Below are 25,971 nucleotides of genomic sequence, written 5' to 3' on the forward strand. Positions count from 1 at the left end.
ACGGTACTCCCTTACTTCGACTGGGGCTGCTCTGCCTTCTGGCTGGCAGGAGCATTGGCGGCGGGCTGCTTGGTTTCTGCGGCAGCAGGTGTGGCTGGTGCTGCAGCTTCCGGTGCGGCTGCATCGGTTACATTCGCTGCTTTTTTCCAAGGCACAGGTTTCACGGTCGCGCCTGGCTGGACTTTCTGCAGGCCTTCCACAATCACCCGTTCGCCAGACTTCAGGCCGCTTTCAATGACCCAGTTGTTGTTGTTCGACGAACCGGTTTTAACGAGGCGCGACGTTACCTTGTTGTCTTCGCCCACGACCATGACAGCAGAGCCACCAGGGGTTTGCGTTACGGCCTGTTGTGGCACGGTAATGGCAGCGTCATTGACAGCCTGTTCGACTCGTGCACGCACGTACATGCCTGGCAACAGGGTACGTTCCGGATTGGAAAACTCGGCGCGCAACGAAACCGCACCCGAGGTTTCATCCACCGTCAGATCCGAGAACAGCAATTTGCCGGGATGCGGATAGACCTGACCATCTTCCGTGACAAGGGTGATCTTGACCTGATCTTTGCCCGCGCTTTTCAGCTGGCCGGCGGCCATGGCGCGTTGCAGACGCAGCACTTCGGTGCTGGATTGCGTCATGTTGACGTAGATCGGATCGATCTGCTGGACGACAGCCAAAGGCGTGGCTTCGTTTTGCCCGACCAGTGCACCTTCTGTGACCAATGCGCGACCGATGCGGCCGGAGATCGGCGAGGTCACATTGGCGTACCCCAGCGACAGGCGTGCGGTTTCACGCGCGGCCTTGGCCGATACCAGATCGGCAGTCGCCTGCTTTTCGGTGGCGACGACGTTGTCATATTCCAGTTTGCTGACGGCATTGGTTTCTACCAGCGGCTTGTAGCGCTTGGCGGTCATTTCTGCTTGCAGTAGCGTGGCCTCTGCACGTTGGACTGCGGCATCGGCGCTGTTGTAGTTGGCCTGGAACTGGGCTGGATCAATCTGATAGAGCAGTTCGCCGGCTTTAACGTCTGCACCTTCGCGGAAATTACGCTTCAGGACGATGCCGGCGACACGGGCGCGTACTTCAGCGATGCGGCTGGATTCCAGGCGTGCTGGCAATTCGTTGGTAACGGCGAGAGGAGCGGCATTGATGGTTATAACGGAAACTTCGGTTGGTGGTGGTGCGGCAGGTGCCTCGTTCTTTTTACCGCAAGCGGCCAAAGCAAAGATCAGGAAAAGACTGGCGCTGATGCGCGTCAAACGGGGAAGTGAACTCATATACATCTCGCACGATAGGTGAAAGCGCTGCCGAGGACGGCAGATCCGATAAAGAAACTGGTGACGCTGAAGAGAAGCAAAACAACAGGCACTGGCTTTTGCGGCTGTGCTTTTTGCCGAACTACTGCAAGTCGGGTATTATACATACATTCGCGAATGTATGTATTACAGGAAACTGACAATAAAAATAACACTTCAGCATAGCGAAAGTACACAAAGTTTGTGACAGGAGATTGAAAGCAGATGGCACGTTCTACCAAAGAAGAGGCGCTCGAAACGCGTAACCGCATCATTGATGCGGCCGAAGAGGTGTTTTATACGCGTGGGCTGGCGCAAACTTCATTGGCGGATGTTGCCGTTGCGGCCGATGTGACACGTGGCGCAATCTATTGGCATTTCAAAAACAAAGCAGATTTGTTTGAGGCGATGTCAGAGCGGGTCCGGTTGCCGATGGAGTCGCTGATGAATGCGACATCGGAAGAATATGCCGCTGATCCACTGAGACATTTGCGCGATACGTGGGTGCACTTGATGCAAGATGCCGCACTGAATGAGCGTACACGCCGTGTGCTCGATATCTTGTTCCTGAAATGTGAACTGGTTGATCGCAACGACCCGATCTGGATTCGTCAGCAGGATTGCTATCGACGGGGTTTGGAGAATATGGAGCGTATTCTCAAGGATGCGATTGCGCTCCAACAGTTGCCATCCGATCTCAATACGCGCTTGGCTGCGCTAACCTTGCATGGTCAGGTTGTGGGCTTGCTGATGAACTGGCTGTTTTCGCCAACGACGTTTGACATGGCAGAGATCGCCGAGCATGTGATCGATACCTGTATCGATGGTTTGCGCTATGCGCCATCACAGCGCATCAAAACAAACTGATCAAACAATATATGACCACCTGCGCAATGCAGGACAGGACATCAGGATTGTGGTGATGTGGCTGGTGGTACCAGCAAGGTATTGATTTGAATCAGATCTTCTTCCTGCAGCATGCCTGCTGCAGATTTCAGCCGAAGCGAGTTGAGCAAGGTGTTGTAACGCGCCTGCGCCAGATCGCGTTGCGTGACATACAACTGTTGCTGTGCGTTGAGGACATCGATGTTGATACGTACGCCGACCCGATAGCCGATGCGATTCGATTCCAGTGAGGAACGGCTGGAGATTTCTGCCGCTTCCAATGCTTTCACCTGTGCCAGTCCACTTGTCACGCCGACATACGCTTGTCGTGCTGCCTGTGCGGCAACGCGACGTGAGGATTCCAGATCGGCGCGTGCCTTGTCTTCCAGCGCAATGGCCTGTCGCACCTGACTCGTTACGGCAAAACCGCTGAACAGCGGAATCTGCCATTGCAGACCGACCGCATTGGTCTGGCCCGTGGCCGTGCTTTGCCCGATGACATTATTGCGCTGGGTTGTATCCGTGTGCGTGGCAACCAGATCAACCGTCGGGTAATGACCGGCACGATTGCGTGTGATGTCGCGCTGTGCAATTTCCAGCATGAGCTGCTTGGCCATGACATCAAAATTATGTTGCTCTGCATTGCTGACCCAGGGACTCATCTGGGCGGGCTGTGGTGGCTGCAGTTGTGCATTCTTGCGCAATACGGCCAGTGCGGTTGCCGATTGGCCGGTTAGCTGGGCCAGCGCTTCACGTTTGATTTCCAGATCGCTTTGTGCGGCAAGCTCCTGTGCGGTTGCCAGATCGTAGCGGGCTTGCGCTTCATGCGTATCGGTGATGGTTGCATTCCCGACTTCGAAATTGCGTTTTGCAAAAGCAAGCTGCTCGTCAATGGCATTCTTTTGCGCCTGCAGAGACGTCAGGGTGTCCTGTGCCGCCAATACATCGAAATAGGCCTGGGCAACACGCAGGATCAGATCCTGGGCGGCGACGGCAAAGGTTGTTTCGCTGGCGGCAACCTGCAATTTGCTTTGCTCGTAGGTTTGCCATGCCGCAGTGTCGATCAGCGGTTGTGCCAGCGACAGCGTGTAGCCGCGCGCGGTGTATTCGGGAGTCGACTGGCGACGGATTTGTTGATGATTGCCGCTCAAGCCAATCAGCGGCAATAAATTGGCGCGACCTTGGACCGATAGTTCGCGCCCTGCAGCCGCGGCTGATCGGGCGCTTGCGTAGATCGCATCGTTGGCCAGTGCGTCACGATAGGCTTGCAGCAAATCGGTTGCCGAGGCAGGCAAGGATGCCGCAAGGGCGAGAAGAACAGCGGAAAATCGTAATACGCGCATCGCTCTTTCCTGAGGAGCGCGTTGTTTAGTAAGTTGGCATGGTGGTATCAACCTGCTGCGCCCATGCGTGAATGCCGCCAGTGAGGTTGATGACTTTGCCGAAACCGTTGGCTTCAAGAAAACTGGCGACGCGCAGGCTGCGCATGCCGTGATGGCAGATGCAGACGATCGGCGCGTTGCGATCAAGTTGTTCGATCTGGGCGGGGATGGTGTTCATGGGAATCGAGACCGAACCTTCGATATGGCAGGTCTGGAATTCCCATGGTTCGCGCACATCCAGCAACATCGGCTTGTCCGCGGAAGCGTTAGCAATCAGGGTGGCGACTTCCGGGGCAGTAAGTTGTTGCATCCGCAAACTTTCTTTGAGATCGATGAATCAGAACTTGAACTGCGAAGGTGCAGGTGCGTTTTGCAGTGGCTTGATCAGTGTTTCAAACACGCCAACGGTATCGAACTTCACCTCGGAGATGCGGGTGATGATCTGTGCGGTCATTGCAGGTGCCGTGCCGACAACAGCAAACATGCGGCCGCCCACTTTCAGTTGGGCCAGCAGTGCTTCCGGCACGAATGGCAGCGAACCGGAAACGACGATGACATCGTATGGCGAATGGGGTTGCACCAGACCTGTGTAGCCTTGGGCGGCATCGCCTTCGACGACTTCGACATTGGTGACGCCGTAGTCAGCCAGATTTTTCTCGGCCAGCGCTTTCAGTTCCGGATTGATTTCAACCGTGGTCACATGACGCGCCTTGTGTGCGAGCAGTGCCGCCATGTAACCCGAGCCCGCGCCGATTTCCAGAACGGTTTCGTGCTTTTGAACAGTCAGTTCTTGCATGATGCGGGCTTCAACACGTGGTGCCAGCATATTCTCGCCACCTGGCAGCGGGATCTCGCTGTCGGCAAAAGCCAGTCCACGATAGGCGGCCGGCACAAATGCTTCGCGTTTGACGATGGTCAAGAGTTCCAGAACGTCCGTATCCAGCACGTCCCAAGGACGGATCTGTTGTTCGATCATGTTGAAACGGGCTTGTTCGATATTCATGGCGATGGCTTGGTAACGAATTAAGGAAGACGGCATTTTATCAAAGGATGGGTGCCTGATCGCAACAGCTTCACCTGTGGCTGGCAGGAATTTGCAAAAAACCACACGCTTTGTCCGGGAAAGATTGCCGCGACCGCTTGCTGCAACCGGTACAATGGCGCCCATGACGTGCATCTTCCTCGTTTTTTCCACCCTGCCCACCACTTGTCGGGTTGCTTTCTTGGCAAATAGATAATGAGTCTCGCCTGTCGTCCCGATTGTGGCGCCTGCTGCACCGCACCGTCGATTTCGTCGGCCATTCCCGGTATGCCGGACGGCAAGCCGGCGGGGGTGCGTTGCGTGCAGCTCGACGACGGGAATCGTTGCCGGATTTTCGGTCAGCCGGAACGGCCTTCCGTTTGCAGCAGTTTGCAGCCGGACCTGGACATGTGCGGCACGACACGCCTGCACGCCATGACATTCCTGACTCAGCTTGAGTATCTGACGGTGGCGCATTGAGGCAGTCAGCAAGGAAAGACGATTGCATTCGATGAATACGCGGGATGATCTGGGCGCTCGAGCGCTGCATATTCTGGAAACGGTTTTCGGCTATCCCTCCTTCCGTGGCGAGCAGGCGGCCATCGTGGATGCGGTGGCACGCGGTGGCGATGCGCTGGTACTGATGCCGACGGGCGGCGGTAAATCACTGTGCTATCAGATTCCGGCGTTGTTGCGTGACGGGGTCGGTATTGTGGTGTCGCCGTTGATTGCCTTGATGCAGGATCAGGTCGATGCATTGGCCGAAGTCGGTGTGCGTGCGGCATTTCTCAATTCCACCCAGAGTTTTGACGAGACGATACGCATCGAGCGTCGCCTGCGCACCGGCGATCTTGATCTGCTGTATGTGGCGCCGGAGCGGTTGATGACGCCGCGTTGTCTTGACATGCTCGATACGCTCAAGATTGCTCTGTTTGCGATTGACGAGGCGCACTGCGTCTCGCAGTGGGGGCATGATTTTCGCCCTGAATACATTCGCCTGTCGGTGCTGCACGAGCGTTTTCCGCATGTGCCGCGGATTGCGTTGACGGCGACGGCGGATCACCAGACACGCGCCGAAATCGCGCATCGCCTGCAACTGGAGGATGCGCACAGATTCGTATCGTCCTTTGATCGCCCCAACATCCGTTACCAGATTGTTGAAAAAGCCAGCAGTCGCAAGCAGTTGCTCGACTTTATCGAAAGCGAACATCCGGGTGATGCGGGCATCGTCTATTGCCTGTCGCGCAAGAAGGTGGAAGAGACGGCCGAATTTCTGAATGAAAACGGTCTGACGGCATTGCCGTATCACGCGGGTATGGACTTCGCGACACGTAGCGCCAATCAGTCACGCTTTCTGCGCGAGGATGGCATTGTGATGGTGGCGACGATTGCCTTTGGTATGGGGATCGACAAGCCCGATGTACGTTTCGTTGCACATCTGGATCTGCCGAAGAGCATCGAAGGCTATTATCAGGAAACCGGTCGAGCGGGGCGTGATGGTTTGCCTGCCAGCGCATGGATGGCGTATGGCTTGCAGGATGTCGTGCAGCAGCGCCGCATGATCGACGAGTCGGAAACGGATGACACATTCAAGCGTGTGCAAGGCGCCAAGCTCGACGCCATGCTCGGTTTGTGCGAGACGCTGCATTGTCGCCGTCAGCGTCTGCTCGATTACTTCGGCCAATCCTCCGAGCCGTGCGGCAACTGCGATACGTGTGCACAGCCGCCAAGCTCATTCGATGCTACGGTCGCCGTACAAAAACTGTTGTCGACCATCTATCGGGTCGATCAGCGGTTTGGTGCGATGCATGTGCTGGATGTGTTGCGTGGCGCTGACTCCGACAAGTTACGCCAGTGGGGACATGAGCAGATTTCGACCTACGGCATTGGTGCGGATCGCAGTGAGGCGGAGTGGCGCGCCATTCTGCGTCAAACGATTGCATTGGGTTTGATCAGCGTCGATCACGAATCGTATGGTGCGCTCAAGCTGACAGAGGCGGCACGACCGGTGCTCAAGGGGCTGGAGAAAGTGCAATTGCGCGCGTATCAGAAGCCGGTCAAGACACGACGTACCAGCAAGCCGAAAGGGTATGTGGAAACTGACTTGTCGGCGGAAGAGCAGGCGGTATTCGAAAAACTGCGCTGGTGGCGCATGGAAACCGCACGCAAGCACAATGTCCCGGCTTATGTCGTGTTTCAGGATGCGACCATGCGCGAGATTGCCAAGGTGCAGCCCACCTCACTGGACGCCTTGCGGGGTGTGAGCGGCGTCGGTGAAAAGAAACTGGAAAGTTACGGTGCCGAGATCGTTGCGTTGATTGGCGACATGGCGACACCGTAAAGTCTCATCTCATTTTTTCTCGAACACCAGATCCCATACGCCGTGGCCGAGCTTGATCCCACGATTTTCGAACTTGGTGACAGGGCGATAATCGGGGCGTGGTGCGTAGCCATCCGCCGTATTCTTCAATGTCGGTTCGGCGCCCAATACTTCCAGCATTTGTTCTGCATATTCCTGCCAGTCGGTCGCGCAGTGAATGTAGCCACCGGCTTTCAATTTCGACGAAAGCAACGCCACCATCGGCCCCTGAATCAGGCGACGCTTGTTGTGACGTGCCTTGTGCCATGGATCAGGGAAAAACACGTGCACACCGGCGAGTGACTGATCGGGGATCATGTTGATCAAGACTTCATATGCGTCATGTTGAATCACGCGCTGATTGGTCAGACCGCCTTCGCTGATCAGTTTGAGCAGATTGCCGACGCCCGGTGTGTGCACCTCGACGCCAATGAAATTCTTTTCCGGCATGCCGGATGCAATCCTGGCGGTCGTTTCGCCCATGCCGAAGCCGATTTCGAAGATTGTCGGCGCGGTCCGGCCGAATGCCTGATCGATATCCAGCGGTTTCTTTTCATAGGGGATGAAAAACTGCGGACCGAATTCCTCGATGGCGCGCGCCTGCGCATTCGACAGGCGACCAGCGCGCGTGACAAAGCTGCGGATGCGATGTTCGGTCGGATCGTAGAAAAGCGGTTTCTTGCCGTCGTTGGTGGTGTGATCGGTCATGCTGGTATCTGTTGAAAATAAGGCTCGAATCTGAGGCGGCGTATTGTACCGCGCCGAACCTGCCATCTTCATGCGATACCATGCAGAAAAGAATGAATGGAGGAGACACATGCGATTACTGGCCATCTTGATCGCCGTCGGATTATTGACGGCATGCAACAACGACAATGCGCAACCCTTTGCGCTGCAAAGCGGGATTGCCAACAAATCACAACTGACCGAGGCCGAGAGCACGCAGGCGTGGGAAACCTTGATGGGCGCTTGCCAGAATCTTGCGAAAATGAAGTCCGATCTTTCGGACTGGACGCTGGTCGCCACCTCATTGTCACGTACCGAGCGCGATTACGGCTGGAGCCGGGCATTCGAGATTTCATTTCGTATTGCTGATCAACCGGATGGCAATCTGTTGAGCCGTGCTGCAGGTCATGTCTGTACCTTTACGGTGGGCGGCGGCGATCAGCCTGGCTATTTCGCGGTAAAGAACGACTGCGCGCGGATTTGCGGCGCAAGCGGCGGTGCGTTGGTGCCGGTGCCGGACATGGTCTTTCTGGATGATCCGCAATCTCACGGTTACAGGGCGCGGCGCGATGCGGATGCGCAGGATTTTGCAAGAAGAATCAAGGCGGCAAAACCGCCGGCTTTTGGCAACGATCATCAGGCGCAGCGCCAGCTTGCTTACCTTTATTCGAACGAGTCCTACGACAAGGAAGATCGTATTCGAGGTTGTGCATGGGGCATGTATATCGTCGGCCTGTCTTCCTTCGCCGGCAGCAGTGATCGTTCCAATCTCGATTACGAGTGTGGCAGCCTGACTGCGCATGAGCGGGACGCGGCATCCAGAGAAGCGGAATCGATCGCGGCGCGTGTCAGCAAGTAATCAGTCAATTTTCTCAAGGTCGCTCAGATCGTGGTGTATATGCTCGTCTTTTGTTGGCGCGCAGGAACAAAACAGCGTGCGCACTTTCAAACCTGATCGTCGCAATCGGTCATCCATGTTGTCAGCAGAAGCAGCGCGGTATTGCCACGTGCTCTGACCGTGATCGCCGGGTATCCGTCAATATCATCATGGATGATCGAGACTGTCACGGTTAGCCAGTCTCTGATCCCGTATCGCTGAAAAGGTGTGCTCGTGTTTCATGCTGTTTCTTGTTTCATTGCGTTGTACGTCATCTGGCGGCTGGTATGGCCGCTGCCATTTTCCCGATTGATCAGACTGGGCCTTGCTGTCGTCATACTGCTGGGCGCCGAGCATCAACTGATTACGCGCAATTTTTTCGGATCGATGGCATCGCCGGAAATCCCGTTTGTTTTACTGGTGTCGTTCGGCTGGTTGTATGGCGCCATCTGCTTCACCGGCTTGTTGCTGATGCTGAAGGATATTGTTGCGCTGCTTGCGTATCTGCCATTCAGACGATATGCGCGGTCTTTACTGTATTCGGTACGGGTGCCCCGCGTGATTGCCGCTATTGCGGCAATACTGTCGCTGATCGGTGTGTGGCAGGCAGTGCGTGTGCCGGATGTGAAAAAGCTGGAGGTCGTGTTGCCCGCATTGCCGGCCCAGCTGGATGGATTTCGTCTGGTACAGCTGACAGATCTGCATGCAAGCCGTTTACTGCAGGCAGCATGGATGGATGCCGTGGTGGAAAAGACCAATGCCTTGCAAGCGGATTTGATCGTGATTACCGGCGATCTGGTGGATGGCACGCCGGAGGCGCGGCATCAGGACATACAACCGCTGCGCAAGCTGCAGGCAAAGCAGGGTGTGTATGCGATTCCCGGTAATCATGAATATTACGCAGACTATGCAAGTTGGTTACGCGCTTTCCGTGATCTGGGTTTGCCGATGCTGTTGAATCAACATGTGACGATCACACAGAATGATGCATCCTTTGTGCTGGCAGGAGTGACAGATACGATCGCACCGAATTTCCGGGAGACGCCGCCCGATCTGGCTGCTGCGCTGAAGGATGCGCCTTCTCGGCAGCCGATCATTTTGCTGGCACACCGGCCAATCGATGCGCTGGCGAACGCGACATCTGGTGTGTTATTGCAATTGTCGGGGCACACGCACGGCGGACAGATACTGGGTTTCCACAAGGTAGTGCAGTGGGCGAATCAGGGGTTTGTCTCCGGCCTGTACAAGGTCAATGACATGCAGTTGTATGTTAGTAATGGCACGGGATTGTGGGCCGGTTTGCCGATTCGTCTCGGTCGTCCTTCGGAAATTACCGAGATCACCTTACGCGCACGCTAGGTGCGCGTTGGATCACACGGCCAACAGGCAAAAGCCGCTGACGCCCAGCGTGATACTGCCATCGTTCAGCGTCACGTGCTGACCGAACACCAGACCGTTGTAGTTGCACTGCACGACATGCTGGATGACATCCATGTTGAAAAGGCAGTAGAGCTTCTGACCATCCGTGGTACGGCAGAATGCCAGCACCGCATGCGGTGCATCGATCAATTCGATCTTTGCGGTTTTGTGTAATGCCGGATTGGCGCGTCGTACCGCAATCATCTTGCGATAGAAGTTGAGTACGGAATGCGGATCGGCCTCCTGCACACTCACGTTGATCGCACGATGTTCGTCCGTGACGGGCAACCATGGTTCAGCCACGCTGAAGCCACCGTGTGAGCCGCCGGTCCATGGCATCGGTGTGCGGCAGCCATCACGTCCCTTGAACTTCGGCCAGAACGATTTGCCGAATGGATCCTGAATGCGTTCAAAGGGCACATCCGCCTGAGGCAGCCCGAGCTCTTCACCCTGATACATGCAGATGTCACCGCGCATGGAAAACAGCAGTGCCAGCATTTCCTTGGCGGTCTCGGCACGATCACGCCCGTTCTGCCAGCGTGTTGCCACGCGTGGCTTGTCGTGATTGCTCAGCGCGTAACAAGGCGCGCCTGGATACGGAATATTCGTTTCCAGCTCCGTGATGACATCGCGCACGCGTTGCGCACTGCTGTCGGGTTGCATCAGTGAGAAGCTGTAGGCCGAATGCAGGCGCCCGGGCTCGGTGTATTGGCCCATCAGCTTGATGGCGTCATGGCCGCCGACTTCGGCCAGACTGAAGGCATCATACTCGTCGAGCAGTACGCGTATCTTTTCAAGGAACGGCAGCATTTCCGGTTGCGCCTGATCATAAACGTGCACCTGAAAACCATACGGATGCAAGGCGGCGCTGACATCTTCGCGCGGCGGATTATTGCGTAACTGCAGATCCTGAAAGACGTGATTGCAGGCATCGAAACGGAAACCGCTGACACCGAGATCCAGCCAGTAGCGCATGTCCGACAGGACTTGCTCCTGCACTTCCGGGTTGTGCATGTTGAGGTCGGGCTGGCTGGCGAAGAAGGAGTGGAAATAGTATTGACGACGTTCCGCATCCCAGCGCCAGGCCGGACCGCCGAAGACGGAAACCCAGTTGTTGGGCGGGCTGCCATCCGGTTGCGGGCTGACCCACAGGTACCAGTTGGATTTGCCGTTCTTGCCAAGACGGCTGTCCTTGAACCACGGGTGCTCATCGGATGTATGCGAGATCACCATGTCGACAATGATGCCGATATCGCGCTTCTTGGCTGCGGCCAGCAGACTTTTGAAATCGTCCATGTTGCCGAAAATCGGATCAACATCGCGATAGTCGGAAACATCGTAACCGAAGTCCACCATCGGCGATTTGAAGAAGGGACTGATCCAGATGGCATCCACGTCCAGACTCTTGATGTAATCCAGTTTTTGCTCGATGCCGGCCAGATCGCCGATGCCATCGTTATTTGAATCCTGAAAACTGCGCGGGTAGACCTGATAAATAATCATGCAACAAACCTCATCTAAGGCATTCCCCGGCTTTGGCTGATGCAACTGCAAAAAGTTGCCTTAAGCCTAAGCCAAACGGTCTTGTGGAGGATGCAATTTTTGAACCTGAATACGCACTCATTGCGTGCAAAACAGCGGATTCCTGCGAAAAACCGCACGTAGCTGCCGGCTTGCCACCCTAAAAAATGAATTACGGCACGCCCCCCCCCGCCAGACTTCGATTGCAATATCGCAATAATCGGTCGTGTAATTAGCATTTTAGCATCGTCAAAAAGGCGGATTTGCTGGTGTATTTTCAAAAGCAGCCGCCTATAATACTGTATATATATACAGTTAAATTATCCTATGGATCTTGCAGCCAAACTGGAAGTGTTGGCCGACGCCGCCAAATATGATGCCTCCTGTGCGAGCAGTGGCGCACCCAGGCGCGCATCGATTGGCAAAGATGGACTGGGGGCGACGACGGGTGTCGGCATTTGTCACAGTTATACGCCGGACGGACGTTGCATTTCCTTGCTCAAAATCTTGCTGACCAATTTTTGTATCTACGATTGTCAATATTGCGTCAATCGTCGTAGCAGTAACGTGCCACGTGCACGCTTCAGCGTGGAAGAAGTGGTGCGGCTGACGACCGATTTTTATCTGCGCAATTACATCGACGGATTGTTTTTGAGTTCCGGCATTATTCAGTCGCCGGATTACACCATGGAGCAATTGGTGGAGATTGCGCGCCGTTTGCGCGAGGTGCATCAGTTCCGAGGCTACATCCATCTGAAGACGATTCCGGATGCGGATCCCAAATTGATCGAACTGGCTGGACGGTATGCCGATCGTTTGAGTGTGAATATCGAGTTGCCCACCGCCGATAGCGTGGAACGCCTGGCCCCGGAAAAGAAAGTCCATACGATCAAGCTGGCGATGGCCTCGATTCGTCATCGGCTTGATGAAAAAAAGGCGGAGCCACGTGGGCCGAAATTTGCACCGGCCGGACAAAGCACGCAAATGATTGTGGGTGCCGACCAAACGGATGACAGCACCATTCTGGCGACGGCCGAAACGCTCTACAGTTCATACAAATTGAAGCGCGTGTATTACTCGGCCTTCAGTCCGATTCCGCAAAGCCCCAAGAGCGTGCCATTGAAGCCGCCACCGATGCTGCGTGAGCATCGCCTGTATCAAGCCGATTTTCTGGTACGAAGCTACGGGTTTCAGGCACAGGAGCTCTTGCCGACAACCGGCAATCTGGCACTTGATATTGATCCCAAACTGGCATGGGCACTTGCGCATCGGGAGCACTTTCCGATGGATATCAACAAGGCAGATAAAAGCATGATTGCGCGTATTCCGGGGATCGGTCTGCGCAATGCGGACCGCATCGTGCATCTTCGCATGTCGCGACGTGTACGCTACGCTGATCTGGCACGCATGCGCTGCAGCATGGAGAAGCTCAAGCCATTCATCATTACTGCTGATTATCGACCGACGCGCGATACGACACCATCCGACGTCTTGCGTCGTGCCATGGCTGAGCAGCCGACGCAGATGAATCTGTTCCCCGCGCTGCAGGCATAGTCATGACGTCGTTGACGAGGCAGACTGTTGCAGTTGATAGCTTTGAGGCATGGCGTGATGCCACGCGTCTGCTGATTGCTCAGGGACTGCCGCCGCATGAGCTGCAATGGCAATCCGCTTCGCGAGATGTTGCGGACTTGTTTGAGGGATTGCTGCCCCTTGCGGCCCCCACAATGCGTTCTTCTGATGCCAAGGAAACCGGATCACAGGTACCGAGTCTGCGTATGCCTCGCGCTCTGATGGAATTGCTGGCGGGGGCTGCCTGTTTTCGTGCAGATGATCGCTGGGCGTTTTTGTATCGTGTTGTATGGCGCTGGCATCATGGCGAGCGGGCAGTGATGTCTGCAGCCGATGAAGATGGGCGACGTTTGCACGCCATGGCCAAGACCGTACACCGCGAGGCGCACAAGATGAATGCCTTTCTGCGCTTTCGGGAACGAGCGATCGAGTTGGGCGCGCCGAGATTTGTTGCCTGGTTTGAGCCGATGCATGATGTGCTGCCGCGCGTATCGGTCCACTTTGCGCGCCGCATGGGCAAGGCAAGCTGGCTGATCGCGACGCCACAAGCCACAGCAGTGTGGGATGGTCAAACCTTGCTTCAAGGCCCGCCGTCCGCGACCGGCCCGCTCGAGGTTGAGGATGAAGGAGAACAGTTATGGCTGGCCTACTATCGCAGCACCTTCAATCCGGCTCGTTTGAATACGCAGGCGATGGAACTGCATATGCCCGTTCGGTACTGGAAAAACATGCCGGAGGCGACTTTGATTCCCGACCTGATCAGTCGTGCGGCAGCGGGCGCGCAACGTATTGCGCAGACCGAATCCGTCGGCGCACGCCGTGGCGTGCAAATTCGGGTAACAGCCGATGCAGCGCAACCTGAGCGGGCGACAACGAGTGCATTGCAGGCCTGTCAGCGTTGTACCTTATGGTGTCACGCAACCCAGGTGGTGCCGGGCATCGGCCCGCGCGACGCACGCATCATGCTGGTCGGTGAACAACCGGGTGATCAGGAGGATCTCGCTGGTGTCCCGTTTGTCGGTCCTGCCGGACAGATTCTTGATCAGGCTTTGCAGAAGGCCGGCATCGATCGAAAACAGATTTACATCACGAATGCCGTCAAGCATTTCAAATGGGAACCACGTGGCAAGCGTCGCTTGCATAAAACACCTGCTCAGCTTGAGATTGATGCCTGCATGATCTGGCTGGATCAGGAAATCGAGCAACAGCAGCCAGATATTATTGTCGCGCTGGGTAGCACGGCTTTGAAATCGCTACTGAAATCACCAAAGGCAACACTGACACAGATGCTGGGCCAGGAGATCAGGCAAAGGTCATGCGTGATTGTGCCAACCTATCATCCATCCTTTGTCCTGCGTGTGACTGACGAGCATCAACAACGTGCCGCATTTGAGGAAATGGTACGGGCGCTTTCACGCGCGCGTGTTTTGGCTGCATGCAAAGACAATGCAGAGCTTGAGCTGAAGAAACAAACGGAAAGCAACACCGCATAATGCGTGCATCGGTGCGAAGACCAATCCACGCAAGATACGGTGTCATCCAGCAAAAAAGACGGGCAGTGCCTGTCTTTTTGCTTTGCAGCTTACTTGGTCGTAGATGCCTTAACGTCTGCTGCGGCATCGGCCTTGGTTTCGGTTGTATGAGCATGTGCCTTGGCTTTTTCTTTCTCAGCCTTGGCGTGTGCTTTTGCCTTATCGGCTTCCGCCTTGGCTTCTGCTTTGTGTACCTTAGCATCTGCCTTGGCATCAACTTTGGCCTCGGATTTTTCAGCTTTTGCCACTTTTTTCTCCGCTTTGACTTCCGCCTTGACGGTTGCCGGAGCCGGAGTGACAGGAGTAGCAGGTGCCTGCGCAAAGGCGGCAGAAGCGAACAGGGTAGAAACCAGGGTGGCGATCAGTTTGTTCATGTTGTGCTCTCTCTTTTTAAAGTGAATGGGTACGAATTGCAGTCAACTCGTACTGTCAATAACGTGGTGCCAACGCAGCACGTTGACCACATTGCATACAGATGTGTAACTGTGTGTTACAGCGTCTGGCTATAATGCGGAGCAGCTTATCCGTCACGTTACGACTCACTTTTTTGCGTCTGCCTGCATGAATCCCCCTCTCCGCCTCTGGCGTGCTTTCTGTCTTCTCCTTGCTGCTGTCGTGATGAGTGGCTGCAGTCTGGTGCATTACCACATCAACGACCCGTTGCCGCATGCACATACGGACCAGGATTACAGTATTGCCTCGGCGAATCTCGAGCCGGGTGAGGGCAAGATCTTCATGGTCTTGATGTTCTCGGGTGGTGGTGCACGTTCGGCCGCACTGGGTTACGGCGTATTGGAAGAGTTTGCGCGGCAACGCTTTCAGAGCAATGGCAAGCGCATGCGCTTGTTCGATGAGGTCGATCTTGTGTACGGCGTGTCGGGCGGATCGATTCTTGCGGCCTACTACGGTTTGCATGGCGAACGTGTATTGCAGGATTTCGACAGTCGTTTCCTCAGTCTGGATTTTCAGGACAAGATCGTCAGCCGGGTGATTTCTCTTTCCAGCCAGTGGCGTCTGACATCGCCACGTTTTGGCCGCTCCGATCTGCTGGAAGAGCAACTCGATGAAGTCTTGTTCGACAAGGCGACCTTTGGCGATATGGCGTCGGGTCGCAAAGGTCCGTTTGTCATCATCAGCGCAACAGATATGTCGACCGGCGGGCGTTTCGATTTCACGCAAGAGACATTCGATCTGATCTGTTCGGACCTCAACACTTTTCGCCTCTCGCGTGCAGTGGCAGCATCCAGTGCGGTACCGCTGGTGTTTTCTCCGGTGACGTTGTGGAACTATGCGGGGCAATGCGATTATCAGGTGCCGGACAGCATGCGGCTGGCTGCCGATTCTTCTTCACGTGGGCGGCTGGCGGCCGCTTCGCGTGCACGCAGCAGAGAGCTGCTCAGCTACATAGACCGTGAAAAACGTCCGTACATTCATTTGCTGGATGGCGGCCTTGCTGACAATCTGAGCATTCGCGGTTTGCTCGATCTGGAAGCCGTCATGGGTGGCGATGAGGTGCGGCGCGATTTTCGTCTGGAAGAGGCCAACAAGTTTGTGCTTGTCGTCGTCAACGCCCAGAATGATCCAACCCATACGATTGATCACAGTGCCGATGTGCCGGGGTTCAAGGACGTGATTCGCGCGATTGGCGATATCCCGATCGCGCGTTATACGCAGGAGTCCGAACGTGTCATGCAAACGGCCTTTGATCGCTGGCGCGAATCGGCAAGAGAAATGGCGGCTAAGGATGGTCGTCCGATGCCGAAGATGTATTACATCAATATCGCCCTGAAAAACATGGAGAATGAGGCGCAGAGAGAAGCCTTGCTGAACGTGCCGACCTCGCTCTACTTGCCCAAGGCTACGGTGCGGGAGTTGCGCGGTGCGGCAACCACCTTGCTGGACGCATCGCCGGATTTTCAGCAACTGCTGCGTGACTTGAATGCGCACAGAAAGAAGGACTGATCGAAGAGCGTCGAGCGCGTGGCGACGGCGCGCTGCTTTCCGGGTGGTCAGCAAGGCACCATCAGGAATGCGTTGCGCGTTCGAGGTGGCGCTGCCTTTTCTCCGCATACATGCGCATGTCGGCTTCGCGCGCGGTGGCCAGCAAACCATTTTCCGGATGGCGGCTGGCGTGACCGATAGATGCCTTGACGCCTGCAGCTTGCAGACCGGCACGGACGCGCTTGACGAGAATTTCCGTATCGTCGGCGCTGCATTCAATGGCGAGAATCGCAAATTCGTCGCCGCCAATACGCGCTACGACATCGTTCTGACGTGTGACACGCTGGATAGTGGTTGCGGCGCGTTTGATCAACTTGTCACCGGCATCGTGCCCTTGTGTGTCATTGACAGTTTTCAGGTCATCCAGATCAATCATGACGATGCCGGCAGGGTTGCCATAGCGGCGTGAGCGATCTTCCTCGCGTTCCAGCAACTGATCCCACCCGCGACGATTGTAGAGCGAGGTCAGACTGTCGCGAGCGGCGTCGATTTCTGCCCGTTCTGCACGACGTATGCTGTCGGCCAGTGCCAGTTCCGTATGAAGCAGACTGCTGAGCAAGTCTGCCAGTAATTCGATGTATTTCTGGGCGTGATAAATGTCGTCGGATTGCGGTTCGGGATCAATCGCGCACAGGGTGCCAAACAGTGAACCATCGGCCCGCTTGAGCGGGATGCCGACATAGGCACCGATTTTCAGCTGGCTGGCAATGGGCGCTTCGCGATAAATCTGCACATCGCTGGCGCGTGGTGCGATACGAGGACCTTCACCGCGCACCATGCGCGAGCAAAGTGAATCCGTCCAATTGAAAACGGCACCCGGGCGGGTGCCATAGTGCGTATTTTTCACATCAAGAACGATCCAGTTGTTGCCTTCCGTTCTCGTTACCATCCAGAGATCGAAGCCGAAAGTCGCATGAAGAAACTGCAGTGTTTCTTTGGTCGCTGAACTGAAATCATGCACCATGTTTGCTCCCGGTTTGTCCGGTTCAAGTGAAATGTGCACGCCAATTGGCTGCCGTGCTGAATGGGCATTAATTTAGCGAAAGTCATGCCTGCACGCAATAAACGTGCAGCCGATGTGCCGCTGATGTTGCATTCTACAAACCGGGTCCTCGTTGCAGCGTAAGGCGGCGGCCGTTCCACAAGGCGAGCGCGGTGAGGGTAAAGGCAAGCTGACCCAGCGCCAGGGCAACGGCGGAATGGGACAGGCACGGTGCAATCGCACCGGCAACCACGGCGCCCAGCAGGGTTTGGGTAAACGACTGGCACGATGCCACAATGCCGCGAATGGTGGGAAACAGATCGAGGACCAGCAGTGTTGCGACCGGGGCGACGACCGACATCCCAAAGGTATAGAAGAATAGCGGTGCCACCGACCATGGCAGGCGCGGCGGGAAGAACAGGTGATATCCCACGTTAAACAAGGCAGCCCCAATGAGCAAGGTAAAGCCGATCGAGATCTGGCGCGTAAGCGGGATTCTTCCGGACAGCCGGTTGGCCGTCAGCGCACCGCAAAAAATGCCGGCCACGGTCGGGATGAATTGCCAGCCAAACTGGTCGGGACCGAGCCCGAGATGTTCGACCAGAAAAACCGGTGCCGCCGCGACATAAAGAAACATGCCGGAAAAGTTGAAGGCGACCGTGCCCCCGATCAAATGAAAAGACAGGGAGCTGAAGACGTTACGATAGTTGCGGTACAGCATGCTGGGGTTGAATGCCTGACGGCGCGTGACCGGCAAGGATTCGGGCAAACGACGCCAGCAGTACACCAATAGCAGAACGGCATAGATGAAAAGCGTGATAAAGATCGCGCGCCAGTCGAGATGTTTGACGATCCAGCCGCCGATGATCGGGGCGATTGCCGGCGCGATGGAAAAAATCATCGTGACCAGCGACAGCAGACGCGCGGCGGCCGCACCCTCGTACAGATCGCGAATGATGGCACGACCGATCACCACGCCCGCGCCGGCTGAGATCCCCTGCAGCATGCGAAACAGCCACAAATGCTCGATGCTGTCGGACACCGCACAGCCGGCCGTCGCTGCGGCAAAAATGGCAAGCGATACCAGAATGATCTTGCGACGACCAAACGAATCAGACAAGGCACCGTGCCACAGGATCATCACGGCAAACGAGAACATGTAAACCGTCAAGGTCTGCTGCATCTCGATCGCGGTGGCATTCAGCGATTGCTGGATGGCAGGAAACGCCGGCAGATATGTATCGATCGAAAACGGACCGAGCATGGCCAACAGCGCCAGCATGACAGCCAGCGCCGTACTGCTGATGAGCAGCGCCAGCGGTGGTTCTTCCTTGGTGGATTGCGGATCAGTCATGCGTTACTCGATCCCGCCCATGCACAGATATTTGATGTCCAGATATTCGTCCATGCCGTACTTGGACCCTTCGCGCCCAAGCCCCGATTGCTTGACACCACCAAATGGTGCGACTTCGTTGGAGATGGCTCCGGTGTTGATACCGACCATGCCGTACTGCAGTTGCTCGGCTACACGCCAGACGCGCCCGATGTCACGCGAATAGAAATAGCTGGCCAGGCCAAACTCGCTGTCGTTGGCCGCAGCAATGACTTCCTCATCACTGGAGAAACGCGTGACGGCAGATACCGGCCCGAACGTTTCTTCGCTCATAATGGTCATGCCTTTTTGCGTATCGGCCAGCACCGTCGGCTCATAAAAACGTCCACCGAGTTCAGGATGCACACGACCGCCTGTGAGCAGCCGCGCACCTTTGGCAAGCGCATCACTGACATGCTGTTCCACCTTTGTGACGGCGGCGTCGTCGATCAGCGGGCCTTGCATGACGCCCTGTTCAAATCCGTTGCCGACTCTGATCTTGGTCGCGCCTTCCGCCAGCTTGCGTACAAACTCGTCGTAGATCGAGGCATGTGCATAGAAACGATTGGTGCAAACGCAGGTCTGGCCGGCATTCCGATATTTGGATGCAAGGGCACCTTTGACGGCAGCATCCAGATCGGCATCTTCAAACACGATGAATGGTGCATGGCCGCCCAGCTCCAGTCCCATGCGTTTGACTGTCGGTGCGCATTGTTCCATCAGGATGCGGCCGACCGGCGTGGAGCCCGTGAATGACAGATGGCGTACCACCGGACTTGCACACAATGCCTTGCCGACGGCAACCGAGTTGCTGGCGTCGGCGGTAATGACATTGATGACGCCGGCGGGAATGCCGGCACGATGCGCCAGTTCGGCGAGTGCCAGTGCCGAGAGTGGTGTCTGTTCCGCGGGTTTGATGACGATGGTGCAGCCGGCAGCTACCGCCGGTGCGATCTTGCGTGTGATCATGGAGATCGGAAAATTCCACGGCGTAATCGCAGCGCAGACACCGACCGGTTGCTTGATGACGACAGTACGACGATTGGCCCATGTCGATGCCAGCACATCACCGCTGACACGCTTGGCTTCTTCGGCAAACCATTCGATAAAGCTGGCGCCGTAGGCAACCTCTCCTTTGGATTCGATCAATGGCTTGCCTTGTTCGGCGGTCATCAGTATGGCCAGATCATCGGTGCTGGCGGTCATCAGATCAAACCATTTGCGCATCAGCGCCGCACGTTCTTTCCCCGTTTTGGCAGACCAGGCCGGAAATGCGGCCTGTGCTGCAGCGATGGCGCGCTCAGTTTCGGTAGTCGAGAGATTCGGCACGTTGCCGACGACCCGATTGTTGGCCGGGTTGATGACCTGCATGGATTGCATGCCATCCACCCACTGGCCGTTGATATAGGCTTGCGTGCGCTGCAGCAAAGGATCTTTCAAAGGAGGGAAGGGCATCATGCTGTTTCTCCTGAAAAGAAAAAATCAGGGTAGCGACAAACGGTCGGAGTGACAGTTCGTTTGGTCACCCTGAACCAAGATCGTAAAACGTGTGTTGCAGAAAAAATATCGGGACAACGGTCTGTCCCGATGCATGCCTGTGGTTAATGGCCCGTTACATCCTTGGGTTTGGCTTGTTCACGGCGATTGAACCCAGCCACCATGTCGAAACGGAACAGGCGACATTCCAGTGCACCATTGAAGAATGGGGTCTTGCGGGATTCTTTCAGACGCAGCATTTTTGGTACACCCAGATCAGCGGTGAACAGAAACACCGACCAGCCGGCAAAACGCTGTTTGAGTGTGGCGCTGAAATCGCTAAAGAATTCCTTCGCAAGATCATCGTCGGTCAGCGATTTATCACCTCGTACACCAATCCGCTCGCCGTACGGGGGATTGGTCAGCAGAATGCCAGGCGTGGTAGTCGGGGCTTTCACTTCCTGTGCCTCGATCTGTTTGAGCGGCACGTCAAAGTGGATACCGGCCTTGTTCAGATTGCTGCGCGTCATGCTGACCATGTCGCCGGAAATGTCACTGCCGAAAATGGTTGGCTCGGTCGGCAGAGGATTCAGTTTGATGCTGCCCTTGATGGTTTGCCAGGCAGTCTGATCGACCTCGTTGAATTTTTCAAAGGCGAACTCACGATGCAGTCCTGGCGGGATGCCGGCGACTATCTGCGCCGCTTCTGCCAGGATGGTGCCGGAACCGCACATCGGATCGAACAACGGTATCCCCGGTTTCCAGCCAGCCACGCGCAGCAGGCCGGCGGCAAGGTTTTCACGCAACGGGGCATCGCCCGTGTCGAGGCGCCAGCCACGCTTGAACAGCGCTTCACCAGAGGTATCGAGGTACAGGGTGAAGTTGTTGGCGTCGAGAAAGCCGACGATGCGCATATCCGGTGTACGCGTATCGACGGAAGGGCGCTTGCCGCACAGATCGCGGAAGCGATCGCAAATGCCATCCTTGATCTTCAGTGTCGTGAATTCAAGACTGCGCAGTGGTGACTTGATGGCCGTAACATCGATCCGGATCGTGTGATGAATACCAAACCAGTCTTCCCACGGCTGTTCCAGCGTGCGGTCGTAAATATCGTTTTCGTTGACATAGCGGGAATGGGCCATGCGCATGAGCACCCGGGAGGCAATGCGCGAATGCAGATTCATGCGCATGGCGTCTTCCAGGGTGCCGGAGCAATGTACGCCGCCCGGTACCTGATTGTGTACCTTGAGTTTGCCGCCATTGCTGGTACCAAGCTGTGCGATTTCGTCGAGCTCTTCAGCGAGTGCTGCTTCCATGCCGCGTGGGCATGGGCAAAAGAAAGAATGAGAAAGAGAGATAGAAGCGGTCATATGCGGAGAACCCTTTGTCCGTTGTTGAATGTGAGGTCAATCCTCCTGATGAGAATCGACATTGTTTTGTATTACAGTTTGTCGTTGCGGCAGTGCGTCATCGTTTGACGCCTAGGCCGATTACTTCTTGAATGCTGCCTCGACAAATTCCAGCCTGTCCTGTCCCCAGAATGGTTCGCCATCAACGACATACCATGGCACGCCAAATACATTGGCAGCGATGGCTTCTGATGTGAATTGCTCATATGTTTTCTGGACTGCGGCTGTTTCGGAGGCTTTGCTTAACGCCGCACCGTCGTAGCCCGCCTCGTTGGCAAGTGCAATGAGTGTTGCGCTATCCATGATGTTGCAGTCAGCGGTCCAGAAAGCCTGCATGATCTGGCCGGTCAGCGCCAGCGCTGCATCGGTGCCATGGGTTAGTTTGGCAGCGATGATCAGTTTTGCTGCGGCATCGCCTGATAACGGCGGAAACTTCGGCTGCGGATTCAGTGGTACGCCCAGATGCTCGCTCCAGCGTCTGAGTTCAACCAGACGATAGGCCTGTCGTTGCGGAGGCCGCTTGGCAAGAGGCAGGCCACCAGCCGCGTTATACAGTTGTGATAGGTCAATCGGCTTCATATCGATCTGCACCTCGTATCGCTTTGCCAGTTCGATCAGACGCGCATGTCCGAAATAAGACCACGGTGATTGCGGTGCAAAGTAGTATTCACAGACCTTGGACATTCCATTTCCTTATTGGCACTAAAGCGCTATCGGATAACGCGAAACTCAAAATGGTTTGACGACAACCAGAATCACGATGGCCAGCAACAGAATGACCGGCACTTCATTAAACCAGCGATACCATTGATGGCTGCGACGATTGAGGCCGTTTTCGAATTTTTTCAGTAATGAACCGCATGCATGGTGATAGCCAATGACCAGGATGACCAGGGCGAGTTTGGCATGCAGCCAGCCGCCACCAAAACCATAACTCATCAACCAGAAACCGAAGCCGAGTGCCGGTATCGCCAGCATTGTCGTGAATCGATACAGCTTGCGTGCCATCAGCAGCAGGCGCGTATGCGCGTTGACATCGGTTTCCATCGCCAGATTGACGAAGATGCGCGGCAGGTAAAACAGGCCAGCAAACCACGAGGTGATGAAGACGATATGGAGTGCCTTGATCCAGAGCATGTCAGCTGTCCTGTTTGAAGATGGATTGCGTCACGCGATTGCCTTGCAAGACAACATGATGTTGCAGTGCTGCTCGTTCCGGGTCAGGCACGAACCTCCCCATGCCCAAAGACGACGTATTTGAGCGAGGTCAGCCCTTCGAGGCCGACCGGGCCACGGGCATGCAGCTTGTCATTGGAGATGCCGATCTCCGCACCCAGTCCGTATTCGAAGCCATCGGCAAAGCGCGTCGAGGCATTGACCATCACCGAAGCGGAATCCACTTCGCGCAGGAATTGCATTGCCTTGGAATAATCTTCCGTAATGATGGCATCCGTATGTTTGGAAGAATATTTGTTGATGTGCGCAATGGCTTCATCGACATCGGCCACGGTCTTGATCGCAAGAATGGGGGCCAGATATTCGGTGGACCAGTCTTCTTCCGTAGCTGATGCCAGATGCGCATAGCCTTGCAGTATTGCCTTGGCTTCATCGTCACAGCGCAACTCGACGTCCTTCGTGGCGTACAACTTGGCGAGCTCGGGCAAAATCTGTGCTGCAACACTACGTGAAACCAGCAGGGTTTCCATCGTGTTGCAGGTGCCGTAACGATGGCACTTGGCATTGAACGACACGTCGAGTGCCTTTTTCGGGTCAGCTTTGTCGTCGATATAGACGTGGCAGATGCCATCCAGATGCTTGATCATGGGAACCGTGCCATCCGCCATCAGACGCGCGATCAGTCCCTTGCCGCCGCGCGGCACGATGACATCCACATACTCTGTCATGGTGATCAGTTCGCCGACGGCTGCGCGATCGGTTGTTTCAACAACTTGGACGGCGTCCTGTGGCAGACCTGCTCCCGACAAGCCTTCCTTGACCAGCTTGGCCAATGCCTGGTTGCAGTGAATGGCTTCTGAGCCACCACGCAAGATCGTTGCATTGCCGCTTTTGATGCAGAGACCCGCTGCATCGACTGTCACATTGGGGCGCGCTTCATAAATGATGCCGATGACGCCGAGTGGCACGCGCATCTGCCCGATCTGTATGCCGGTTGGCCGAACCTTCATGTTCGAGATTTCACCGATTGGATCAGGCAGGGCGACGATTTGCTCCAGACCTTCTGCCATCGTGGCAATCGCCTTATCGGACAAGGTCAGACGATCCAGCATTGCCGGTTCCAGACCATTGGCACGTGCGGCATCCAGATCCAGTTTGTTGGCGGCTCGCAATGCGTCGGCATCGCGGCGGATTGCTGCGGCGATCAGCAGCAATGCCTTGTTCTTGGCTGCGCTGTCGGCTTTGGCCATGGCGTGCGATGCCTGACGGGCACGTTCGCCGATTTCCTTCATGTATTGCTTGATGTCCATGGTCATAACAATGGTTGATCTGACAAGTATTTGCTACTGCTTACGTTAGATGGGGCTGACTGGGAGAAAAACACCTGTAGCCAGTGTTGATCGAGTCTAGCCGCGAGCGATTTTTAATCCAAGTTGCAGCATCGCATCCCATGCATCGCCGCTGAAAGCCTTGGCGCGTAAACCTTTCACCATCTTATCGATTTGTGCGGCTTCCTGCAGCGCAGCTTCCAGCGTGGCAAGTTTCAGGCGGCGCAGGGCGGGTTCCATCAGGCGTTCTCGTGGTCCCCAGATACGTGCTTCTTTCAACAGTTGCGGCAACGGCCGTCCTTGTGCAACACCTGCTTTGAGTTTTAACAAGGTACGGATTTCTTCTGCGACAGCCCACAAAACAAGCGGTAGCGCTTCGCCTTCACCCTTGAGGCCTTCCAGCATACGCACCAGACGTGCCGCATCGCCGGAGAGCATGGCTTCATTGAGTTTGAAAACGTCGTAACGCGCAACATTCAATACGGCATCATGCACTTGTTCAAAACTGAGCTGGCCTTCCGGATACAGCAGCGCCAGCTTGCGTACTTCCTGATGGGCTGCCAGCAGATTGCCCTCGACGCGGTCCGCTATGAAATCCAGACATTCACGACTGGCACTCTGTTTTTGCGCTGCGAGACGCGTACCCAGCCAGGCAGGAAGCTGATTGCGTTCAATCAGTGGAATGTCGATATAGACGCCGGCTGATTGCAGGCTGGATACCCAGGCAGCTTTCTGCGTTTGCCAGTCGAGTTTGGGTAAGGTGATCAGGGTGACATTGTCCGGACTCAAGGATGCTGCATAGTCTTGCAGTGCCTTGCCACCATCCTTGCCGGGTTTGCCGGTGGGGATGCGCAATTCGATCAGCTTGCGATCACCAAACAGGGATTGTGACTGATTGGCTGCCAGCAACTCGCCCCATTTGAAGCTGCGTTCGACGATCAGGACTTCACGCTCTGTCAAACCTTGTGTGCGTGCCGCTTTGCGAATCTTGTCGGCTGCTTCGAGAGCCAGCAAATGTTCATCACTGGTGATGACGTACAGAGCCGCCAGCGGTTTCGCCAGATGCGCGTCGAGTGCGTCAGGCCGCAATTGCATGGTTGGCTGCTTGACCTATTGTGGCGTTGCAGCGGAAGTCGGACGCTGAATGGATGCAACGCGCCGGAGAATCTGTTGCACGGCATCGGATTGCATGTCCTTGTACAGCATGACTTCCTCGGCTTCCTTGGCCAGCACCTGATTTTCGTTATACGTGATGTCGCGGCGCAGGGAGATCTGCGTCGGAGGCAGCAATTCAGCATTCTTGTTGTCGAGTACGCGAATCGTAACGCGGTAGTGGATGGCAAATTCACGTACGCGGCCTTGGCTATTCAAGGAAAGAATCACTTTCTCCCGCGTTTCGCTAGTCACGGCCAGAATGGCTTCTGCTTCTTCACGGATTTCCTTGAGCTGCACCTCTCCACTGCCTCGAATGTTGCGACGCAGTTCTACACCCAAAGTTGAGGTGGGTGGAATCTCGATGTACAAGGTCTTGAAAGGCAGATCGTTTCCCAGCAAAGATCCGCGCAGCTTGAACCCGCACGCAGTCAAGAGCGAGGTGGAGCCTAATGCGAGGCAGAGAAGGCGGCGTTTTTTCAGCATCTT

24 protein-coding genes are annotated in these 25,971 nt (G+C 55.7%); 8 read left to right on the forward strand and 16 right to left on the reverse strand.

What is annotated here, in order from left to right:
• Positions 1–11: 11 nt before the first annotated feature.
• Positions 12–1,274 (reverse strand): efflux RND transporter periplasmic adaptor subunit, encoded by a 1,263-nt coding sequence (locus IEV29_RS11990; protein ID WP_308632728.1) that lies wholly within the window; start codon positions 1,272–1,274, stop codon positions 12–14.
• 243 nt (positions 1,275–1,517) lie between these two features.
• Here IEV29_RS11990 and IEV29_RS11995 point away from each other — a divergent pair, with 243 nt between their 5' ends.
• Positions 1,518–2,159, forward strand: a complete 642-nt coding sequence (locus tag IEV29_RS11995) for a TetR family transcriptional regulator (RefSeq protein WP_188381526.1) — start codon at positions 1,518–1,520, stop codon at positions 2,157–2,159.
• Between the two features lie 41 nt (positions 2,160–2,200).
• Here IEV29_RS11995 and IEV29_RS12000 read toward each other — a convergent pair whose 3' ends face one another.
• Genes IEV29_RS12000 through IEV29_RS12010 form a run of 3 tightly spaced genes read right to left on the reverse strand, consistent with a single transcriptional unit; the run spans position 2,201 to position 4,562 of the window.
• Positions 2,201–3,520, reverse strand: coding sequence for a TolC family outer membrane protein (locus IEV29_RS12000; RefSeq protein ID WP_188381527.1), 1,320 nt, complete (start codon positions 3,518–3,520; stop codon positions 2,201–2,203).
• A gap of 25 nt (positions 3,521–3,545) precedes the next feature.
• Complete coding sequence (locus IEV29_RS12005; protein WP_188381528.1) at positions 3,546–3,869, reverse strand: rhodanese-like domain-containing protein; 324 nt, start codon at positions 3,867–3,869, stop codon at positions 3,546–3,548.
• Between the two features lie 27 nt (positions 3,870–3,896).
• The gene (locus IEV29_RS12010) at positions 3,897–4,562 is read right to left on the reverse strand and encodes a protein-L-isoaspartate O-methyltransferase family protein (RefSeq protein ID WP_188381529.1); all 666 of its coding nucleotides are present in this window, start codon (positions 4,560–4,562) and stop codon (positions 3,897–3,899) included.
• A gap of 234 nt (positions 4,563–4,796) precedes the next feature.
• On the opposite strand from IEV29_RS12010, the gene IEV29_RS12015 reads away from it, so the two are divergent.
• On the forward strand, positions 4,797–5,060 hold the full coding sequence (locus IEV29_RS12015) for a YkgJ family cysteine cluster protein (RefSeq protein WP_188381530.1): 264 nt from the start codon (positions 4,797–4,799) through the stop codon (positions 5,058–5,060).
• A 31-nt stretch (positions 5,061–5,091) separates the two neighbouring features.
• Positions 5,092–6,921: a DNA helicase RecQ gene (recQ, locus tag IEV29_RS12020; protein WP_188381839.1), complete on the forward strand. Its 1,830-nt coding sequence runs from the start codon at positions 5,092–5,094 to the stop codon at positions 6,919–6,921.
• 9 nt (positions 6,922–6,930) lie between these two features.
• Here the strand turns inward: recQ and trmB are convergent, their stop codons facing one another.
• Positions 6,931–7,647: a tRNA (guanosine(46)-N7)-methyltransferase TrmB gene (gene trmB, locus IEV29_RS12025; RefSeq protein ID WP_188381531.1), complete on the reverse strand. Its 717-nt coding sequence runs from the start codon at positions 7,645–7,647 to the stop codon at positions 6,931–6,933.
• A gap of 109 nt (positions 7,648–7,756) precedes the next feature.
• Between trmB and IEV29_RS12030 the strand changes: the two genes are divergently transcribed.
• Positions 7,757–8,524 (forward strand): hypothetical protein, encoded by a 768-nt coding sequence (locus IEV29_RS12030; protein WP_188381532.1) that lies wholly within the window; start codon positions 7,757–7,759, stop codon positions 8,522–8,524.
• A 252-nt stretch (positions 8,525–8,776) separates the two neighbouring features.
• A complete protein-coding gene (locus tag IEV29_RS12035; protein ID WP_188381533.1) occupies positions 8,777–9,901 on the forward strand; it encodes a metallophosphoesterase in 1,125 nt (374 codons plus the stop codon).
• A gap of 12 nt (positions 9,902–9,913) precedes the next feature.
• On the opposite strand, the gene IEV29_RS12040 is transcribed toward IEV29_RS12035, so the two are convergent.
• Positions 9,914–11,464 carry an alpha-amylase family glycosyl hydrolase gene (locus IEV29_RS12040; RefSeq protein WP_188381534.1) on the reverse strand — a complete coding sequence of 517 codons (1,551 nt, stop codon included), beginning with the start codon at positions 11,462–11,464 and terminating at the stop codon, positions 9,914–9,916.
• A 345-nt stretch (positions 11,465–11,809) separates the two neighbouring features.
• Between IEV29_RS12040 and IEV29_RS12045 the strand changes: the two genes are divergently transcribed.
• A complete protein-coding gene (locus IEV29_RS12045) occupies positions 11,810–13,036 on the forward strand; it encodes a putative DNA modification/repair radical SAM protein (RefSeq protein ID WP_188381535.1) in 1,227 nt (408 codons plus the stop codon).
• Positions 13,037–13,038: 2 nt separating this feature from the next.
• Complete coding sequence (locus IEV29_RS12050) at positions 13,039–14,547, forward strand: UdgX family uracil-DNA binding protein (protein WP_188381536.1); 1,509 nt, start codon at positions 13,039–13,041, stop codon at positions 14,545–14,547.
• Positions 14,548–14,636: 89 nt separating this feature from the next.
• Here IEV29_RS12050 and IEV29_RS12055 read toward each other — a convergent pair whose 3' ends face one another.
• Positions 14,637–14,960: a hypothetical protein gene (locus tag IEV29_RS12055; protein ID WP_188381537.1), complete on the reverse strand. Its 324-nt coding sequence runs from the start codon at positions 14,958–14,960 to the stop codon at positions 14,637–14,639.
• 187 nt (positions 14,961–15,147) lie between these two features.
• Between IEV29_RS12055 and IEV29_RS12060 the strand changes: the two genes are divergently transcribed.
• Positions 15,148–16,548: a patatin-like phospholipase family protein gene (locus tag IEV29_RS12060; protein ID WP_188381538.1), complete on the forward strand. Its 1,401-nt coding sequence runs from the start codon at positions 15,148–15,150 to the stop codon at positions 16,546–16,548.
• 61 nt (positions 16,549–16,609) lie between these two features.
• Here the strand turns inward: IEV29_RS12060 and IEV29_RS12065 are convergent, their stop codons facing one another.
• The 9 genes from IEV29_RS12065 to IEV29_RS12105 form a co-directional block, all read right to left on the reverse strand.
• Complete coding sequence (locus IEV29_RS12065; RefSeq protein WP_229726374.1) at positions 16,610–17,590, reverse strand: sensor domain-containing diguanylate cyclase; 981 nt, start codon at positions 17,588–17,590, stop codon at positions 16,610–16,612.
• Between the two features lie 94 nt (positions 17,591–17,684).
• Positions 17,685–18,923 (reverse strand): multidrug effflux MFS transporter, encoded by a 1,239-nt coding sequence (locus tag IEV29_RS12070; protein WP_188381539.1) that lies wholly within the window; start codon positions 18,921–18,923, stop codon positions 17,685–17,687.
• A gap of 3 nt (positions 18,924–18,926) precedes the next feature.
• A complete protein-coding gene (locus IEV29_RS12075; protein ID WP_229726375.1) occupies positions 18,927–20,399 on the reverse strand; it encodes an NAD-dependent succinate-semialdehyde dehydrogenase in 1,473 nt (490 codons plus the stop codon).
• Between the two features lie 143 nt (positions 20,400–20,542).
• Positions 20,543–21,787 carry a THUMP domain-containing class I SAM-dependent RNA methyltransferase gene (locus IEV29_RS12080; protein ID WP_373868135.1) on the reverse strand — a complete coding sequence of 415 codons (1,245 nt, stop codon included), beginning with the start codon at positions 21,785–21,787 and terminating at the stop codon, positions 20,543–20,545.
• Between the two features lie 120 nt (positions 21,788–21,907).
• The gene (locus IEV29_RS12085; RefSeq protein ID WP_188381541.1) at positions 21,908–22,510 is read right to left on the reverse strand and encodes a 2-hydroxychromene-2-carboxylate isomerase; all 603 of its coding nucleotides are present in this window, start codon (positions 22,508–22,510) and stop codon (positions 21,908–21,910) included.
• 45 nt (positions 22,511–22,555) lie between these two features.
• Complete coding sequence (locus IEV29_RS12090; RefSeq protein ID WP_188381542.1) at positions 22,556–22,963, reverse strand: CopD family protein; 408 nt, start codon at positions 22,961–22,963, stop codon at positions 22,556–22,558.
• An 83-nt stretch (positions 22,964–23,046) separates the two neighbouring features.
• Positions 23,047–24,312 carry a glutamate-5-semialdehyde dehydrogenase gene (locus tag IEV29_RS12095; RefSeq protein WP_188381543.1) on the reverse strand — a complete coding sequence of 422 codons (1,266 nt, stop codon included), beginning with the start codon at positions 24,310–24,312 and terminating at the stop codon, positions 23,047–23,049.
• A gap of 96 nt (positions 24,313–24,408) precedes the next feature.
• The gene (gene holA, locus IEV29_RS12100; protein WP_188381544.1) at positions 24,409–25,425 is read right to left on the reverse strand and encodes a DNA polymerase III subunit delta; all 1,017 of its coding nucleotides are present in this window, start codon (positions 25,423–25,425) and stop codon (positions 24,409–24,411) included.
• Positions 25,426–25,440: 15 nt separating this feature from the next.
• Positions 25,441–25,968 (reverse strand): LPS-assembly lipoprotein LptE, encoded by a 528-nt coding sequence (locus IEV29_RS12105; RefSeq protein WP_188381545.1) that lies wholly within the window; start codon positions 25,966–25,968, stop codon positions 25,441–25,443.
• Between the last annotated feature and the right edge of the window lie 3 nt (positions 25,969–25,971).

Origin of the sequence: Oxalicibacterium faecigallinarum (genome assembly GCF_014635705.1) — a bacterium.
In the GTDB taxonomy this organism is placed as follows: domain Bacteria; phylum Pseudomonadota; class Gammaproteobacteria; order Burkholderiales; family Burkholderiaceae_D; genus Oxalicibacterium; species Oxalicibacterium faecigallinarum.

What these genes read in the sequence shown, in the direction of transcription:
- IEV29_RS12075 (WP_229726375.1), bottom strand. Translation starts at nt 20,399, where the DNA reads ATGATGCCCTTCCCTCCTTTGAAAGATCCTTTGCTGCAGCGCACGCAA.
- recQ (WP_188381839.1), top strand. Translation starts at nt 5,092, where the DNA reads ATGAATACGCGGGATGATCTGGGCGCTCGAGCGCTGCATATTCTGGAA.
- IEV29_RS12050 (WP_188381536.1), top strand. Translation starts at nt 13,039, where the DNA reads ATGACGTCGTTGACGAGGCAGACTGTTGCAGTTGATAGCTTTGAGGCA.
- IEV29_RS12080 (WP_373868135.1), bottom strand. Translation starts at nt 21,787, where the DNA reads ATGACCGCTTCTATCTCTCTTTCTCATTCTTTCTTTTGCCCATGCCCA.
- IEV29_RS12105 (WP_188381545.1), bottom strand. Translation starts at nt 25,968, where the DNA reads ATGCTGAAAAAACGCCGCCTTCTCTGCCTCGCATTAGGCTCCACCTCG.
- IEV29_RS12070 (WP_188381539.1), bottom strand. Translation starts at nt 18,923, where the DNA reads ATGACTGATCCGCAATCCACCAAGGAAGAACCACCGCTGGCGCTGCTC.
- IEV29_RS11990 (WP_308632728.1), bottom strand. Translation starts at nt 1,274, where the DNA reads ATGAGTTCACTTCCCCGTTTGACGCGCATCAGCGCCAGTCTTTTCCTG.
- IEV29_RS12090 (WP_188381542.1), bottom strand. Translation starts at nt 22,963, where the DNA reads ATGCTCTGGATCAAGGCACTCCATATCGTCTTCATCACCTCGTGGTTT.
- IEV29_RS12085 (WP_188381541.1), bottom strand. Translation starts at nt 22,510, where the DNA reads ATGTCCAAGGTCTGTGAATACTACTTTGCACCGCAATCACCGTGGTCT.
- trmB (WP_188381531.1), bottom strand. Translation starts at nt 7,647, where the DNA reads ATGACCGATCACACCACCAACGACGGCAAGAAACCGCTTTTCTACGAT.
- IEV29_RS12045 (WP_188381535.1), top strand. Translation starts at nt 11,810, where the DNA reads ATGGATCTTGCAGCCAAACTGGAAGTGTTGGCCGACGCCGCCAAATAT.
- IEV29_RS12010 (WP_188381529.1), bottom strand. Translation starts at nt 4,562, where the DNA reads ATGAATATCGAACAAGCCCGTTTCAACATGATCGAACAACAGATCCGT.
- IEV29_RS12030 (WP_188381532.1), top strand. Translation starts at nt 7,757, where the DNA reads ATGCGATTACTGGCCATCTTGATCGCCGTCGGATTATTGACGGCATGC.
- IEV29_RS12000 (WP_188381527.1), bottom strand. Translation starts at nt 3,520, where the DNA reads ATGCGCGTATTACGATTTTCCGCTGTTCTTCTCGCCCTTGCGGCATCC.
- holA (WP_188381544.1), bottom strand. Translation starts at nt 25,425, where the DNA reads ATGCAATTGCGGCCTGACGCACTCGACGCGCATCTGGCGAAACCGCTG.
- IEV29_RS12095 (WP_188381543.1), bottom strand. Translation starts at nt 24,312, where the DNA reads ATGGACATCAAGCAATACATGAAGGAAATCGGCGAACGTGCCCGTCAG.
- IEV29_RS12060 (WP_188381538.1), top strand. Translation starts at nt 15,148, where the DNA reads ATGAATCCCCCTCTCCGCCTCTGGCGTGCTTTCTGTCTTCTCCTTGCT.
- IEV29_RS12040 (WP_188381534.1), bottom strand. Translation starts at nt 11,464, where the DNA reads ATGATTATTTATCAGGTCTACCCGCGCAGTTTTCAGGATTCAAATAAC.
- IEV29_RS12015 (WP_188381530.1), top strand. Translation starts at nt 4,797, where the DNA reads ATGAGTCTCGCCTGTCGTCCCGATTGTGGCGCCTGCTGCACCGCACCG.
- IEV29_RS11995 (WP_188381526.1), top strand. Translation starts at nt 1,518, where the DNA reads ATGGCACGTTCTACCAAAGAAGAGGCGCTCGAAACGCGTAACCGCATC.
- IEV29_RS12055 (WP_188381537.1), bottom strand. Translation starts at nt 14,960, where the DNA reads ATGAACAAACTGATCGCCACCCTGGTTTCTACCCTGTTCGCTTCTGCC.
- IEV29_RS12005 (WP_188381528.1), bottom strand. Translation starts at nt 3,869, where the DNA reads ATGCAACAACTTACTGCCCCGGAAGTCGCCACCCTGATTGCTAACGCT.